The organism is Salinibacillus kushneri, assembly GCF_900111405.1.
Lineage (GTDB): Bacteria > Bacillota > Bacilli > Bacillales > Alkalibacillaceae > Salinibacillus > Salinibacillus kushneri.
This window is the reverse complement of record NZ_FOHJ01000002.1, coordinates 103,862-118,732: the sequence shown is the minus strand read 5'-3', so window position 1 is coordinate 118,732 and position 14,871 is coordinate 103,862. Positions and strand designations below refer to the sequence as shown.

Annotated in this window: 13 protein-coding genes and 1 pseudogene; 6 read left to right on the top strand and 8 right to left on the bottom strand. The window is 36.4% G+C overall.

Features of this window, described 5'->3' with window-relative positions:
• Positions 1-67: 67 nt before the first annotated feature.
• The 5 genes from BMX63_RS03030 to BMX63_RS03010 all read right to left on the bottom strand — a co-directional run bounded on the left by BMX63_RS03030 (position 68) and on the right by BMX63_RS03010 (position 6,058).
• Positions 68-1,414, bottom strand: coding sequence for a GntP family permease (locus BMX63_RS03030; RefSeq protein WP_177167156.1), 1,347 nt, complete (start codon positions 1,412-1,414; stop codon positions 68-70).
• Positions 1,415-1,440: 26 nt separating this feature from the next.
• On the bottom strand, positions 1,441-2,637 hold the full coding sequence (locus tag BMX63_RS03025) for an iron-containing alcohol dehydrogenase (RefSeq protein WP_093131851.1): 1,197 nt from the start codon (positions 2,635-2,637) through the stop codon (positions 1,441-1,443).
• A gap of 148 nt (positions 2,638-2,785) precedes the next feature.
• The gene (locus tag BMX63_RS03020) at positions 2,786-4,600 is read right to left on the bottom strand and encodes a sigma-54-dependent Fis family transcriptional regulator (protein WP_093132476.1); all 1,815 of its coding nucleotides are present in this window, start codon (positions 4,598-4,600) and stop codon (positions 2,786-2,788) included.
• A 286-nt stretch (positions 4,601-4,886) separates the two neighbouring features.
• Positions 4,887-5,072: a type Z 30S ribosomal protein S14 gene (locus BMX63_RS03015; protein WP_093131849.1), complete on the bottom strand. Its 186-nt coding sequence runs from the start codon at positions 5,070-5,072 to the stop codon at positions 4,887-4,889.
• Between the two features lie 170 nt (positions 5,073-5,242).
• On the bottom strand, positions 5,243-6,058 hold the full coding sequence (locus tag BMX63_RS03010; RefSeq protein ID WP_093131847.1) for an alpha/beta fold hydrolase: 816 nt from the start codon (positions 6,056-6,058) through the stop codon (positions 5,243-5,245).
• A 124-nt stretch (positions 6,059-6,182) separates the two neighbouring features.
• Here BMX63_RS03010 and BMX63_RS18615 point away from each other — a divergent pair, with 124 nt between their 5' ends.
• Entirely contained in the window at positions 6,183-6,311 is a 129-nt protein-coding gene (locus tag BMX63_RS18615; RefSeq protein ID WP_281242713.1) for a hypothetical protein, read from the top strand.
• Positions 6,312-6,572: 261 nt separating this feature from the next.
• Here the strand turns inward: BMX63_RS18615 and BMX63_RS03005 are convergent, their stop codons facing one another.
• Complete coding sequence (locus BMX63_RS03005) at positions 6,573-7,844, bottom strand: MFS transporter (protein ID WP_093131845.1); 1,272 nt, start codon at positions 7,842-7,844, stop codon at positions 6,573-6,575.
• A 470-nt stretch (positions 7,845-8,314) separates the two neighbouring features.
• Between BMX63_RS03005 and BMX63_RS03000 the strand changes: the two genes are divergently transcribed.
• Positions 8,315-9,178, top strand: coding sequence for an AraC family transcriptional regulator (locus BMX63_RS03000; protein WP_093131843.1), 864 nt, complete (start codon positions 8,315-8,317; stop codon positions 9,176-9,178).
• A 355-nt stretch (positions 9,179-9,533) separates the two neighbouring features.
• On the opposite strand, the pseudogene BMX63_RS02995 reads toward BMX63_RS03000, so the two are convergent.
• Both BMX63_RS02995 and BMX63_RS02990 read right to left on the bottom strand, forming a co-directional pair.
• Positions 9,534-10,347, bottom strand: a pseudogene (locus BMX63_RS02995) (ZIP family metal transporter).
• A 720-nt stretch (positions 10,348-11,067) separates the two neighbouring features.
• Positions 11,068-11,283, bottom strand: a complete 216-nt coding sequence (locus BMX63_RS02990) for an aspartyl-phosphate phosphatase Spo0E family protein (protein WP_093131841.1) — start codon at positions 11,281-11,283, stop codon at positions 11,068-11,070.
• 168 nt (positions 11,284-11,451) lie between these two features.
• Here BMX63_RS02990 and BMX63_RS02985 point away from each other — a divergent pair, with 168 nt between their 5' ends.
• The 4 genes from BMX63_RS02985 to murQ all read left to right on the top strand — a co-directional run bounded on the left by BMX63_RS02985 (position 11,452) and on the right by murQ (position 14,870).
• The gene (locus tag BMX63_RS02985) at positions 11,452-12,270 is read left to right on the top strand and encodes a helix-turn-helix transcriptional regulator (protein ID WP_093131839.1); all 819 of its coding nucleotides are present in this window, start codon (positions 11,452-11,454) and stop codon (positions 12,268-12,270) included.
• A gap of 28 nt (positions 12,271-12,298) precedes the next feature.
• On the top strand, positions 12,299-12,871 hold the full coding sequence (locus tag BMX63_RS02980) for an MEDS domain-containing protein (protein WP_177167154.1): 573 nt from the start codon (positions 12,299-12,301) through the stop codon (positions 12,869-12,871).
• A gap of 131 nt (positions 12,872-13,002) precedes the next feature.
• Entirely contained in the window at positions 13,003-13,851 is an 849-nt protein-coding gene (locus BMX63_RS02975; protein WP_093131834.1) for a MurR/RpiR family transcriptional regulator, read from the top strand.
• Between the two features lie 134 nt (positions 13,852-13,985).
• The gene (murQ, locus tag BMX63_RS02970) at positions 13,986-14,870 is read left to right on the top strand and encodes an N-acetylmuramic acid 6-phosphate etherase (RefSeq protein WP_093131832.1); all 885 of its coding nucleotides are present in this window, start codon (positions 13,986-13,988) and stop codon (positions 14,868-14,870) included.
• The last annotated feature ends 1 nt before the right edge of the window (position 14,871 follow it).

The following is a 14,871-nucleotide window of genomic DNA, read 5'->3' as shown; positions in this document are numbered from 1 at the left end:
TACCTCCTATAAAGATAAAATGTTGAGATGTAAAGAATCTTTATACCTTATCTGTTCTATTGGTTACCTAAAAGATGGAATACAATAGAACAGCTAAGAACATCACTGCAGTTGGTAAGACAACACTTAGCCAAAATATAGGTTTATAAGATCTCTTATGCGTTTCACCACAAATGACCCTAATGGTTGTAACTACATATCCGTTATGCGGTAATGAATCAATACCACCTGATGCCAGGGCTGATACACGATGCATTGCTCCGGGATCAAGACCTTGAGTCATATAAATTGGAGCCAAAACAGGCAGGGCAATTCCCAGTCCACCTGATGCTGAACCAGTAATACCGCATATAAGTGTAACCCCAACGGCTAATCCCATTAATGGTGGACCTGGCATATTAACAAGTCCATCAACTAAACTTTGAAAGGCAGCAACCTGAGCTGCAACACTACCGAAGCCAACAACAGCACATGTATTGGCAAGAGCCACTAAAGCATTCTGAGCTCCAGTTGCAAGAGATTCCCAAAACTCTTTCAGGAATCGCATCATAGTAGTACATACTAAAATAATCCCTAATGTTAATGCTACGAGTAATGCTGCTGTAGGATTCATATATATGGAAAGAATATTTAACAACCCAATGACGACGATGAGCGGTAAAATGGAAACAATAGTATTGGGCAAATCACGATTACGCCTCGTATCTTCGTGATCCTCTACTTCCTCAGCAAGTCCAGCCGCTGTTTCTGTTTTAGCCGCTTTATAAGGAAGCGAAAATTCTTCACCATTTTGGACTGCCTTTTTCACTAATCGTCCAATCCAGATGGCGCCAACAATCATGATAATCAATGCACATATAACGCCGATAAAGCCACCACCTGTTGGCTTTGTCCCAAAATGTTCGGTTGGGATGATATTCTGTATTTCCGGTGAACCTGGTGCAGTCATAGTAAACGAAATAGAACCAAAAACTAAAGCAGCTGGAATAAACCGGTGAGGCAAATTCGCAGCCCTAAATAAAGAAACCGCTATGGGATAAACAGCAAAACCTACAACAAACAAGTTTACACCGCCATATGTCATGATAGCTGCAGCCGCAACAACAGCAAAGACAGCACGTTTTGCCCCCAGTTTATTTTTTATCCAAAGAGCAATACTTTCTGCTGATTTTGTTTCTTGCATTACTTTTCCAAAAATAGCTCCTAACAGGAATACGAGAAACCATGAAGCGAAGTAATCAGTAAAACCATTCATATAGTTATCCATCATTGCTGTTTGCAGGTTCAAACCACCTGTAAGCGCTACCAAAACAGAGCATAGAATAGCTGCAATAATAATATTAATACCTTTCATCGTCAGGTATATAAGCAAGGCCAGTGAAGCGATTAATCCAATGATACCGATAATCCCCATCATTACTTCTCCTCTCTTTTATTACATTAGTTAATCTTACTTTCAGATTGAAACTGATAGTCAAAACAAATGGAATAGAGTTCTTCAATTTCCTGTTGGTTTGGAACTCTCGGATTATTTGCCGGACTGCCGCTTGTGATTGCATCTTGTGCCATTTTACTAGTGACAGATTCAAATTGTTGTCTATCGATTCCCCATCCATTTAAATTTGGTATATTCAGTCTTTGACAGATATCTTTAACTGATGAAACTGCCAGGCTTGCAAGCTTATGATTGGAATAATTATCTGTATTAGAATCAAAAATTTTACCTAAATCTGCTAATCGATCAATGGCTGATTCCTGACTAAATTCCAATACTGCTGGCAATAACATGGCGTTTGATATTCCATGTGGTACGTGAAATAAAGCACCGATTGGCCTGGACATGCCATGCACTAAACATACTGATGAGTTAGAAAAAGCTAAACCGGCCTGCAAAGAGCCTAGTGCCATTTTTTCACGTGCATCAACATTTTCGCTGTTCTTGTATGCTTCTTCAATATTATGAACAATCAATTGCATGGCTGAAAGTGCCATAGTATCTGTCATTGGATGTGAACGCTTGGAAATATAAGCTTCAATTGCATGACTTAGTGCATCGATTCCTGTTGCAGCTGTTACATTCTTGGGTGCTGATAAAGTAAGTAACGGATCGACAATAGCTATTTCTGGCAGGAATGCTGGCTGCTTAATCATCATTTTGACATCATTTTTGGTATTTGTTATGACCGTAGCATCGGTTGCCTCAGAACCAGTACCTGCTGTTGTAGGAATTGCAATATGGGGAATGGGATCTATCACAGCAAGCTTTTTATCCCCCATATATTCCCCGATATAACCACCATTTGTTACTAATACAGCTATTGACTTTGCTGTATCAATACAACTTCCACCACCAAGTGAAATTACAAAATCACATTTTTCATCTTTAAATTGTGTTAATGCCTCATCAACATAGACATCCGTAGGCTCAGAAGCTATTCCTAAATAAACTGTACTCTCCAAACCTTGTTTGAATAAATAATCACGGCATTCACTTACATAACCAAGTTGTTCCATAATTTTGTCACTAATAATTAATGCCTTTTTTCCTAAGGATACTCCTTCCTTTCCTACCTTTTTGAACGCATTACGTCCATAGTGAATAGTTTGTGGTGAACGAAAAACGGCTTCATTTTCCAAAACGTATTCCTCCTTTTTCGTTTACCATAATTTATGCAAATATTATGCCAATTTAATATACACCCATTAGTCAATATTTTCTGAATAATGGGTGTATATTCATTCCTACAAAAAGGATTTATTGTGTAGTGAAATAACTACACTATTTTCACAGAAGATGATGCTTTTTAAGTTTTTGATATAATGTTGTCCGATGAATCCCCAGCTCTTTGGCTGTTTTAGATTTGTTTCCATTATTCCGGTTTAATACCGTTAAGATGGTTTCTTTTTCTTTCTCTTTCTCTGATTCTTTTATATAATCAAGAACATTAGGTTTTTCGCTTTTTAAATGGCTAGAATGACCTTTTCGATCTACCATATACTTCGGTAAATGATTGATTTTTATGGTATCTCCTTCTACAAGAACAACGAGTTTTTCAATGACATTAACGAGTTCTCGTATATTTCCCTGCCAGCCATAGTGAAGAAAGACAGCCATCGCTTCTGAAGTAATGGTTTTCGTTGGAATATGATATTTACTACAGGTTTTGTTCAAGTAATATGATACAAGTGCTGGAATATCTTCAGCTCGTTCACGTAAAGGCAGTACTGGAAGTTCAATAACATTGATTCGATAATACAAATCCTCTCGGAATTCTCCTGTATCAACCATCTTTTTTAAATTTTGGTTTGTTGCTGCAATAATCCGGGTATTAAGTTTATATTTCTTTGTTCCTCCTACACGTTCAAACTCTCTTTCCTGAAGAATTCTTAAAAGTTTTGTTTGCATAGGAAGCGGCATTTCAGCAATTTCATCTAAGAAGAGAGTACCATTTTGGGCCAATTCAAATTTTCCTGGTTTCCCTCCCTTTTTAGCCCCGGTAAAAGCTCCTTCCTCATAACCGAATAATTCCGTTTCAAATAAATGTTCTGGTATTGCTCCACAGTTTACACTAACAAACTTCCCACCTGCATATGGGCTTAAATGATGAATGCCTTGTGCGTACATTTCTTTTCCCGTACCACTTTCACCTGTTATGAGAACAGTCACATTTGTTTTTGCAACTTTCCTGGCCATTCTTTTCAGCTTTGAAGTACACTCACTATCACCAATAATCTGATCCAGTGTCATGATATGATTTTCTCCATCATTTCTAAATGGAATCTGTGCTTCTTTTTTATTTCTACTTGCTTCTTTTTGTAATCGCTCATATATTTTGTATAATTCAGTGATACCCTCGAAAATAATCATTCCGATGGCACCGACAACACGGTCTTCCTTCCAAATGGGGATTCGATGTACAATCATTGGTTGACCTTGTATATGCTGGATTGCTCCACGCTCTGGCATTCCAGTACGAATCGTATTATGTAAATTTGTATTATCAATCACTTCCTCTACATTGCGTCCGATTGCATCTTTTTTATCAATACCAATAAATTGGCAATAGGCATCGTTGAAAGCTATGATGATACCTCGATTGTCAACAACCGCTATCCCTTCATAAGCACTTTCTAAAATAACATTTAATATTTCAGCCGTATTTTCTTCTTGTTGAAACTTGAAAATATAAGATGATAGAGCTTTTAGCATTTTATCCCGTGTAAGTATTCCAATAAGTTTATTGTTATTCTTCACTACTAAAAAATATGGATCCGGCAATGTACAGACACCCAAAATGGAATCGTTTACATAAAGGGTCGTAAAATTTTTATTTAAATGAGAATCTCCAAGAAGCCTTTGTTTCCTATCATTGTGGATTAAACAATCTAAGAGTACCTGGACAGTAAGAATACCAACTGGGTTCATTTCTTTATTTACTACTGGAATATATTCAAGATTCTTCTTCTGCAGTAATTCAGCTGCTTCTATTAATGAAATATCACGTTGAACAGTAGACGGATTTGTCGCCATCCAATTTTTAACTTGAAAATATCCATCTTTATCGAGCAAATTTTCATGACTTTGAATGAACTCGTGCATCATCCTTCTCAAGCCCCTTTTATAAATTAAGATTTCAATGAAATGTAGAATAAATGGCGAAATGCAGCCATTTAAAACGATTCATCTCGCAAGGCTGGTGGTATTCAAGAACTTTTCTCAGGAAGTGAAACCATTACTTATACAGATGTTAACACAATATTCAGAATAATGTGTTAAAAGTTCAAACAAAAAGGATTACATCCAAATATAAGCTTCCAATGACGAGCTCCATTTTTATCATTTCCTATACCATAAAAAAAACCGGCCAACCATTGGGCTGACCAGTTTACCAGCTTGCTTTTTTTACACCTGGAATTTGTCCTTTATAAGCTAATTCACGAAAACAAATACGGCATAATTTAAATTTACGCAGTACAGAGTGAGGACGTCCGCATCGCTCACAACGTGTATACTCCTGGACTTTGAACTTAGATGGTTTCCTTTGCTTCATTACCATGGATTTTTTAGCCAAGTTTATTCCTCCTTCCATTAAATTTTATCTATAAAAGAAATGAATCTTTAATTTTAATCAAAGGATTATATTAACACAATCTTTGGCATAATCCAATGGTAAATGAAGGTAAACCAGATAGACAACCGAAGAACTGTAAAAGGATTGAATAGGAAGTTGAATCTGTCCTTCTACTGTAAAAATTTTGATAAGATTTGATTAAACTTCTCACTATGCTCCCAAAACATCATATGACCACCAAGAACTTCAAGCTTTGATTCCGGTGCGACCCTGTTCATGGTGGCTTTGGCTTGATCTGCCCAGTGTTCAGCTACTACGGTTAAAGTTGGCACAGCTTGACTGGCTTTTCTTGCCTCTTCACGATAATCAGAGAACATGCCAGATGCGAACAAATTCGCTGCTATGTAGTACGGCGTTTTTAACGACTCGTCTACAAGCCAAGCCAATTCCTCTTCGGTCAATTCCCTCTGCACCATTACCTGAGTAATATAGTCCATTATAAACGTCCGCTGTCCTTGAGGATTTCGAAGTGATGATGTATAAATGCTCGCAATATCATCAAGTGTCCCTTCTATCCAATCTTCTTCATTAGTAGAAAGAGACTTAGGCGGCATATCAATCAGCACCATTGATTTAACCGAATCAAAACCGAACTGCTTTCCATATTCCCAAACCGTAAAGCAGCCAAAGGACCAGCCGACAAGGGTCGCATCCTTGACATCAAGCTCTTCCAGCACTTTACCCAAATCTGTACCATGCGTAATATAATCATTACCATGGACAGAAATAGTTGACCGGCCATGACTTCTTGGATCTACGACAAGTACTCTATTGGTCTTTGAAAAATATTCAACCTGATGTGAAAATACCTCTCCTGTAAACGTAAAGCCAGGAACAAAAACAATAGGTTCGCCCTTCCCCACATCCTGAACGCAAAGTTCCACGCCAGAGTCTACTTCAATATATTTTGAAGTTGTCAAAGACATTTTCATCCGCTCCTTTTTATATTTTTAACCATGAAGAAACTTACGAGAGTTATATACATGTTCAACACTTGTCAATGGAAATCCTTTTATAATGATTATCAGTTAAAGGTCAAAAATATCGAATATGAAAAGACATCATAAAGAGGAAATTTATCATTTCTCGGTAGAAGTACAATATCAAAAAGAAAGCAGTGACTTATCAGAAGCTAAAATTTTAGATGGGCAAGCTAATTTAAATGAGGAACATAAATAGAAGAGATGGTCATTCACAATGAAAGGGGCTTATGAAAAGCTTTGATCATTACAGTTAAACCCAAAAAGTCTATGTTTGTATGGACGTAACCCGAACAAAAGCAATATAAAGGATCATCAGCTTGATGGTTTTTATAGCCAATTAGAGTAAAAGCCCAATAATCCTGTTTATCCAATGGAAATCCCCCAAAAAGGGGGACTCATCTTAATGTTTATTAAATAATAGGGGCAAAGAAATTTACCCTTCAGAGAAATTCTGGGGTTAAGCTTGTATTTGTGCCTTACTTGGTTTCTTCGCAATCAGCGCACAAATTAAACCAATAACAGGAAAAATAAGGGTAGCGAGAATCACATAGGTATAGCTGTGAAATAAATCATATCCTACCCCAAACGGAAGTGGTCCTAATGAGGAACCAATAACAGTCATGGTTACCCCGACTCCGCTAATACTTCCAATATATTTACGTCCGAAAAAATTTGGCCAAATAACCTTAATACTGATCCGCTCAAGTCCATTGGCAATCCCCCAGATTACTCCGAAAAGAATTGCTAAAAAGAAATTCGTCGTAAAAAGCAGCATTGTTAATAAAATGATTTCGACGATAAAGATCACTGCAAGCAAGTAATTGGTAGGAATCCGGTCGGTTATGATTCCTGATACAAACGACATCGGAATGCCGACTGCTGCCATCAAACTAAGAACCGTCGCTGCCAGAGCAGGTGATAAATCGTTGGAACCAAAAATCGAAATAATATGAAACGTGATGCCGGTATTCACCATCGCAGGGATTCCAATGCAAATCAGAATCGCCCAAAAGGTTCTCGTCTGTCTCGCTTCTTTTAACGTCCAATCCTCTGTGTCTGCATTAATATTTGTTGTACCCATGATTGGTTTTGCATGTTTTGCTTCTTTTCCAGCAAAACCATCTGGTTCTAAACCAACATCCTCGGGTGTGTTACGCACACCAAATAAAGCAAACGGTACAAAAACAACAAGAAGTAAAATCGACCAGAACTGCCAGGCAAAACGCCAATCCCAGGTATCAATCAACCACGTATTAATGACCGGAAAAACCATGGCACTGATAAAACTACCCAGCGTCATGATACTAAAAGCAAAGCCTCTCTTCTGAATAAACCACTGCGCAACCAATGTATTTGGTATCAGTGTCATACTTCCCTGACCAAGTAAACGAATTAGGAAAAAACCAATGGCAAGCATCCACAGACTCGAGACCATACTGTTCCAAAATAGCGCGATTGCAAAAAGAGAACCAATCGTCACCATCATAATACGCGGACCAAATCGGTCAATAAACTTACCCACAAACATCATAATGAGACCTGCCACTAAGGTCGCAGCCGAATACATTCCGGAAACCTCTGAACGAGACCAGCCAAAATCCAATATGTATTGATCAATAAAGGCCGAATTTGAATACGTCTGCCCAGGACCGGAAAAAAAGATGCCTAATGCTCCTATAAATACAATAAACCAACCATAATAAATTTTTTCAAATACCCTCGACTTCACTACACCGCACCTCTTTGTTGTGAATTAAAATATGAGAACAATAAATATAATCTTAACATAATAGTTCGATATTGTTGTAGAGTGGTATAGTGAAGGTTAGTTTTCACGTACCGAATACTTACATGTTGAATGGGTATCCTTAAACCATGATAAGACTATTAAAACGATTCCTATTCATTTAGTCTTCTACACCCTTGCTTCTCCTTTAACTGTTCGAGCAATTTCTCCACTGTCCCTACTCATGGGTACTGTGTTCCCTACAATAAACATAGCTTTTGCAAACCTTGTCAAAACTTACAAAATGATATTTACAGCAATTACATTCATTCCTTTAATAAATAAATGCAAAATAATTTATACAAGAATCCTGTCTTTTTATTAATTTAATCATTCGATATTTTTTGTGTTAAGAATGTCGAGTATTTTTAAAGTTACTTTGCTATTATGTAGACATGAAAAGGAGGGATATATTGCTAAAAGAATTAAACCTAGTGATTGACTATATTGAAAATCATTTAACTGATGACCTATCTCTTGAAAAAATTTCTAAATATGCTGGGGTTTCCGACTACCACTTTAGAAAGATATTCTTTTATCTTTCAGGGTTGACACTAAGTGAATATATAAAAAACAGAAAATTGTCGGAAGCAAATAAGGATTTATTGCATGGAGAAAAAGTAACGGATATTGCATTTAAATATGGTTATCAGTCAGTGGAAGGCTTTTCTAGAGCATTTAAAAACTGGAGTGGTTTTTTACCCTCAGATGTAGCAAAAAAAGAGTTAAACAAATTGTTTCCCAAACTTTCATTTGTAATAACGGTTAAAGGAGGAAATATTATGGAATATAGAATTGAGGAAAAACCTGCGTTTAATTTAGTCGGTGTAAGTAAACGTGTTCCTATGCAATTTGAAGGTGTTAATCATGAGATTGTAAAGCTTGCAGAAAGCATAACAGACGAACAAAAGGAAGAAATGCATTCTCTTCAAAATATAGACCCTTATGAAATTATTAATGCTTCTTATGATGCTGACGCTAAATTCTTAAAAGAAGAAGGGGATTTAACTCACTTGATAGGTGTATTAACGACTAAAAATGAAGTAAGTAATCAATTCGTAAAAGTGCCTGTCGATGCCTATACTTGGGCAATATTTCCAAATGAAGGACCATTTCCATCTACGTTACAAGAAACCATGGCAAAAACATATTCAGAATGGCTTCCTTCTTTCGATTATGAAGTAATCAATGCCCCCTCTTTTTCTTTTACTAAAATGGATAAACATAAAAAGGATTACGCTTATAGTGAAGTTTGGATTCCTGTTAGGAAGAAATAAAAACAGAAATCATTGAGGTCGACGCAAAATTATATTTGAAATGGACGATGAATAGCGTTAGATAAAGACGTAAAGACACAAAACCGATTACCTATGATGAGCAACGCTGATAAGTCTGCGTTGCTCTTTTTGAATTATTGTACCCATTAATCGAATAATGGAAGTATGTTATCAACAAATAAGAAGACCAACTTAATTTAGTCATTCTTTAGCATTTCCATATATGTCCTTTTCAACTGGAGCCTGATCGTTTAAGTACCAAGTTTCACAATCGCTGTTTATTAGCCATTTTCCTTTTTCGTTTTCGATGTTTTCATTTCCGCCACATGAATAATATAATACTTGTATCCTATTTTTATCCAAGTGCTACATCTAGAATCATCATTATAGTAAAACCAATCATTAAACACATGGAAGCAAGATCTTTATTTCCTTCCTCTTGAGATCCAGGAATACCTCTTCGACAATCACAAATATCATGGCTCCAGCGGCAAAACTTAGAGCGTAGGGTAAAATGGGTTCAATAAAGGAAACTGCCAGTACTCCAATAATCGCCGAAATAGGTTCAACCATACCTGAAAATTGACCATATTGGAAACTCTTCTTCCTGGACATGCCATCTCTAAAAGTGGCATGGAAACGGCAACACCTTCTGGAAAATTCTGAATCCCAATTCCTATCGCTAGTGCAATAGCCCCAGTAATGGTTGCTGAAGGCGAACTGGTAGCTACAGCTCCAAATGCAACACCTACTGCTAACCCCTCTGGTATATTATGTAATGTTATTGCGAGAACAAGTAATGTGCTTCTTTTTCTTTTTTTAGCGTGAATTCCTTCAACTTGATCTATAGGTGAGTTAGGGTGTAGATGTGGAAGTAACTTATCAACTGTCCAGAGAAAGATTCCGCCTAACATAAAGCCTATTGCAGCAGGAACCCAATCAGGTATTTCTCCACCTTCTGCCATTTCCAAAGCAGGGGCTAATAAGGACCAAAAGCTCGCAGCAATCATTACCCCACCTGCAAAACCTAACATTCCATCTAATAATTTCTGATTAAACGACTTAGTAGTAAATACTATTCCGGCTCCTAATGCTGTCATTCCCCATGTAAATAAACTTGCCAATGCTGCCTGTACTACTGGGTCTAATCCTTGAAAAAATTCCATCATTTATAAACATTCCTAACAATAGTATATATCCTATTAAAATATTCAAAATACCTAAAAAGTTTCTTTAGGTAAACATTTTAAATTCCTATAACAATTAAGTCAAAACACCTGTTTAAGTTACGGAATGATCCGTGTAAACACCAGATTTCATCACTTTTCAAGGCCTTCATATCGCTTTTAAAGTTTTCTTTCATGTTTCCCGCTAATTGTTTATTTGAAGAGGGATAGTAAATAAAAGCCATACAATTCTACGTAATACCTCCATATAATATAATCTCCATTCCTTATCATTAATTCCCAGATATCTATTGACAATCATTTCGAGATGAAAAATAATGGTACAACTTTCCTATTCCTAATATATAATTATGAATAGATTATCATCTGCATCTCTTTTATCCTGCTCTTTTCCATAGCAAAGAAGGCAGCCCCTAGATACAAATGGGCTGCCATAATTTGTACACATCCTTTCGCTTCCACAGGTTTGCCATTTCAAAAACACGATTATTTTGTCTCATACCTTTTTCTGTTTATTTATCCAAATAATACTAATGATAGATTATTAGCAACCTATTAAAATAATAAATAGGCTGTTATGCTATTTTGAATTTTTCGTTCTTTTATATAGGTAACATTACTTATAAATAATAAACGGTTTTAAAAACCATTACGGAGTGTATCGAATTCACACTAGCTGTGGAGAACTTATGAATGACTAGATTAGCTGTTCATGTTTTGATATTTATTAATCAATTTATCTAATTCTTGACTCAGCCATAGCGTTTCCTGGTCTTGAAAACCTTTAGTTAATCCCGCCTCAATAAGTTCTTTTCGTTTCCAATAAATTTTTTTCTTCAACTGATTCTCTTTCTGGTCATACATAGTGTTTTCATTCCTTTGCACGCATTCGTCGTCAGGTAAAATATGAATGGTCACAAAGATGCATGCACCCTCCCCTCTTTTTTAATGGGACAAATATAATGGTAATGTTTTCACAATAAAATTCAACAGATGCTATGTGGCAAGTAGCCACACAAGGCATACTTAATATTTGCTAAACTATTAAGGATATGTGTACTAGTGAAGTGAGATTGGAGGATAGAGATGAAAAGGGAATGGTTAATCCAATTTCGCAAATCAAATAAAATGACTCAGGAACAGGTAGCTTCCTTTGCATTTATTGACAGGGGTTACTATTCGCAGATAGAAAATGGAAAACGTGATCCTGGAATTACCGTAGCAATTAATATCTCAAAAGCGTTAGGCTTTGACCCGTTCATGTTCTTTCAAGAGCAACTATGTGATCATCCTATTAAAGAAACTTCTTCCAATGTAATATCAGAATTCTTTAGAAAAGAAGATAGCGGTCAAGTTTTATATCTATTTAATAGCTTTGAAAACTATATTCAACAAGCGGTTACCTTTTTATTAGCAGGATTGGAAAAAGAATGTTACAGTATCATAATTGATGAAGATAAGAACATTAACCTGATTCGTAAAAGTCTTGAAACGATTTTCTCTAAACATGATTTATTTAACCATATATACTTGATTGAAAAGAGTTACCTTGCAAATCAGGAACCTGAAGATGTGAAACAGTACTTGTATTCTCTACTTGAAAACACACCCTCAGCAGGAATATGGCTGCATGATGAACAAAATTCTTCTATAAATTGGTTTCACAATGCAGAGAAAGACTGGAAGATAATAAAAGAAAGAATAGATTGCAATCATATCCTATTCGTTCGTTCATATAATGCGACGGTGACTTCCGCAGGTGATTACATCAAAATGATGCGAATATATCCATATTTAATGACCGATCAGGAAATAGTCGAATCACCTCTCTATCAAATCGGGCTTCCATCATCTGATTCATCCGCTTACCCATCCTTATTTCTACAGAAAAAACAACAGGAGTAACAGAGCATTAAAGAAAAGGGTGAAACAATTGACAAATAAGCTATTTCTAACAAAGGATTTACAGGTCAACAATAATGCACATATTTTATATATCTTTGAAGATAATCAATGCTACTTAGAAAACCTAATAGCCTATATACATGCAGGAATTGAGAGAAATCATCACCTTATCGTTATCGAGGAAGCCGCATTATTTCCAGAAATTAAAAAAAGGCTTCAACATGACAACGGACAAAAATATGTACATTTAATAGATAATCAGCAATTTTATCGCTCTTATGGCGATTTCCACATTCACCATATTGTTGAACATTTTTATGATATACTGAAACCTTTTTTGGAAAAAGACATCAATATTCGTACTTGGGCACATGTTAACTGGAAGGAGCAAAATGATATAGTAAATAAATTGGATGAATTTGAATGTCTCGCTGATAAAAGTGTAAATCATATGAGACTGATGTCTGTTTGTGCTTATAATGCTTATGATGTCTCAGCAAATCTACAAACAATATTAATGAGAAGTCATGAATATCTGATGACTGATCAGGAGCTTGTTCCATCGTCTCTATACTCACTAGGGAGAAAGAATGAACGTTAAGGGGGTTAGGACAGTGTAGCCCCCTATCTCCCGTGGTATTTCTTAACCTTCCTTCCCGCTTTATACCTGTCCCATTAACCCATATTGCTGTATAATATTCCTTAAAATAGAAACAGAAAGGAAATGACAGTATGGGGCCATTACTAACCAGAATTAAAGATAGTCTACCTTCATTATCTGAAGCTGAAAAGAAAATGGGTTTATATGTACTGAAACAGCCAGAGCTTATCCCCAACATGACAACCAAAGAACTTTCTCAAAAATCAGGTACCAGTGAATCCAGTGTGGTTCGATTCTGCAAATCAATCGGCATTGGAAGCTTTAAGTCATTTAAATTAGAGCTTGTCAAGGAATTGGCGATGAACGAGGAGAAACTGACGGATTTTAATTTTCTACAGGATAAAAGTGAGCCCTATGATATTTTTCAAAAAGTAACTCATGTCAATACCTCTGCCATTGAAGCTATTCCTACATCATTAGATCGAAAGGAATTTCAAAAAGCCGTTCATACGGTCAATCATGCAGAAAGGCTCATTTTCTACGGGGTTGGAGGCTCAGCCACAGCTGCTGTAGATGGTTATTATAAATTCACTAAATTAGGTTATGCATGTACCGCCCATCAGGATTTCCATTTTTTATTATCATCCATTCCCTATTTAAAGAAAAACGACGTTATTATGGCCATAAGTATGTCCGGAAAGACAAAAGATGTATTGGAATTATCCAGATTTGCACAAAAAGAGGGTGCATCCGTTATTGCGATTACGAACCTGGATAAATCGCCCCTGTATAAAGAAGCAGATATCCGCCTTTGTACTCCAATAGTTGAACATGATTATCGAATTGGGAGCATCCCTTCCAGAATGACGCAACTGACCATTATTGACGCCTTATATCTCAGTGTCTTTAAAACCAAAGGTGAAGATGTGCTCCCTCAATATCACGAAGCAAGAAATGAAGTTATACGACTTCGAAGATAGTCCAATATCCGTACAAGTATAATTTTTTGATCATCATGAAATTTAGTTTCATACATTTATATAATTTAATTGGCATATAATTTCAATAACCATAAAATGTATGTATGAAAACGGTTTCTTGAAAGGGTGAAATCATGCTAAATAAATTAACGACAGAAACAAGAAACCCCAATAGTCAAGACTTAGACACCAAATCAATCAAGGAAATCCTGCAAATCATGAACCAAGAAGATTATCAGGTCCCATCAGCAATTGAGAAGGAGATTCCTCAAATTGAAAAGGCTGTTAACTTGGTTATTCAGTCGTTTAATCAAGAAGGACGATTAATCTATTTGGGTGCTGGAACGAGTGGTCGTTTAGGAATATTAGACGCTTCAGAATGCCCGCCCACTTTTGGGGTATCTCCTGAAATGGTACAAGGTCTAATTGCAGGTGGCTCAAAAGCGATTACAGATGCAATTGAAGGTGCAGAGGACAATAAAACCTTAGGAGGTGACGACCTTAGAAACCTTTCATTAATGGAAAAAGACACCGTTGTAGGTATCGCTGCCAGTGGTAGAACTCCTTATGTAATGGGAGGTTTAGAATATGCCAAACGTATAGGCGCAAGCACTGTCAGTATCAGTAACAATAAGAATTCGAAAATAGGAGAAGCTGCTGATGTAGCCATTGAAGTGTTAACAGGTCCGGAAGTTGTAACCGGCTCCACACGACTAAAAGCTGGTACTGCTCAAAAACTTGTTTTAAACATGATTACAACAACGGCAATGATTGGAATTGGCAAGGTTTATCAAAACTTAATGGTCGATGTACAGCCAACCAATCAAAAGTTAGTGGAAAGATCGAAGCGAATCATTATGGAAGCTACTAACGTTGATTATGAAACTGCAGAAGGACATTTCGAAAAAGCCCATCACCAGGTGAAAGCGGCTATTGTTATGATTCTATTAAACTGCACTTACGAACAGGCAGCAGAAAAATTAGAAGAGTCAAAAGGCTTTGTCCGGTATACGAAATAAA

What these genes read in the sequence shown, in the direction of transcription:
- BMX63_RS03030 (WP_177167156.1), bottom strand. Translation starts at nt 1,414, where the DNA reads ATGGGGATTATCGGTATCATTGGATTAATCGCTTCACTGGCCTTGCTT.
- BMX63_RS03020 (WP_093132476.1), bottom strand. Translation starts at nt 4,600, where the DNA reads ATGCACGAGTTCATTCAAAGTCATGAAAATTTGCTCGATAAAGATGGA.
- BMX63_RS03010 (WP_093131847.1), bottom strand. Translation starts at nt 6,058, where the DNA reads ATGTCTTTGACAACTTCAAAATATATTGAAGTAGACTCTGGCGTGGAA.
- BMX63_RS18615 (WP_281242713.1), top strand. Translation starts at nt 6,183, where the DNA reads ATGAAAAGACATCATAAAGAGGAAATTTATCATTTCTCGGTAGAAGTA.
- BMX63_RS02985 (WP_093131839.1), top strand. Translation starts at nt 11,452, where the DNA reads ATGAAAAGGGAATGGTTAATCCAATTTCGCAAATCAAATAAAATGACT.
- BMX63_RS02975 (WP_093131834.1), top strand. Translation starts at nt 13,003, where the DNA reads ATGGGGCCATTACTAACCAGAATTAAAGATAGTCTACCTTCATTATCT.
- murQ (WP_093131832.1), top strand. Translation starts at nt 13,986, where the DNA reads ATGCTAAATAAATTAACGACAGAAACAAGAAACCCCAATAGTCAAGAC.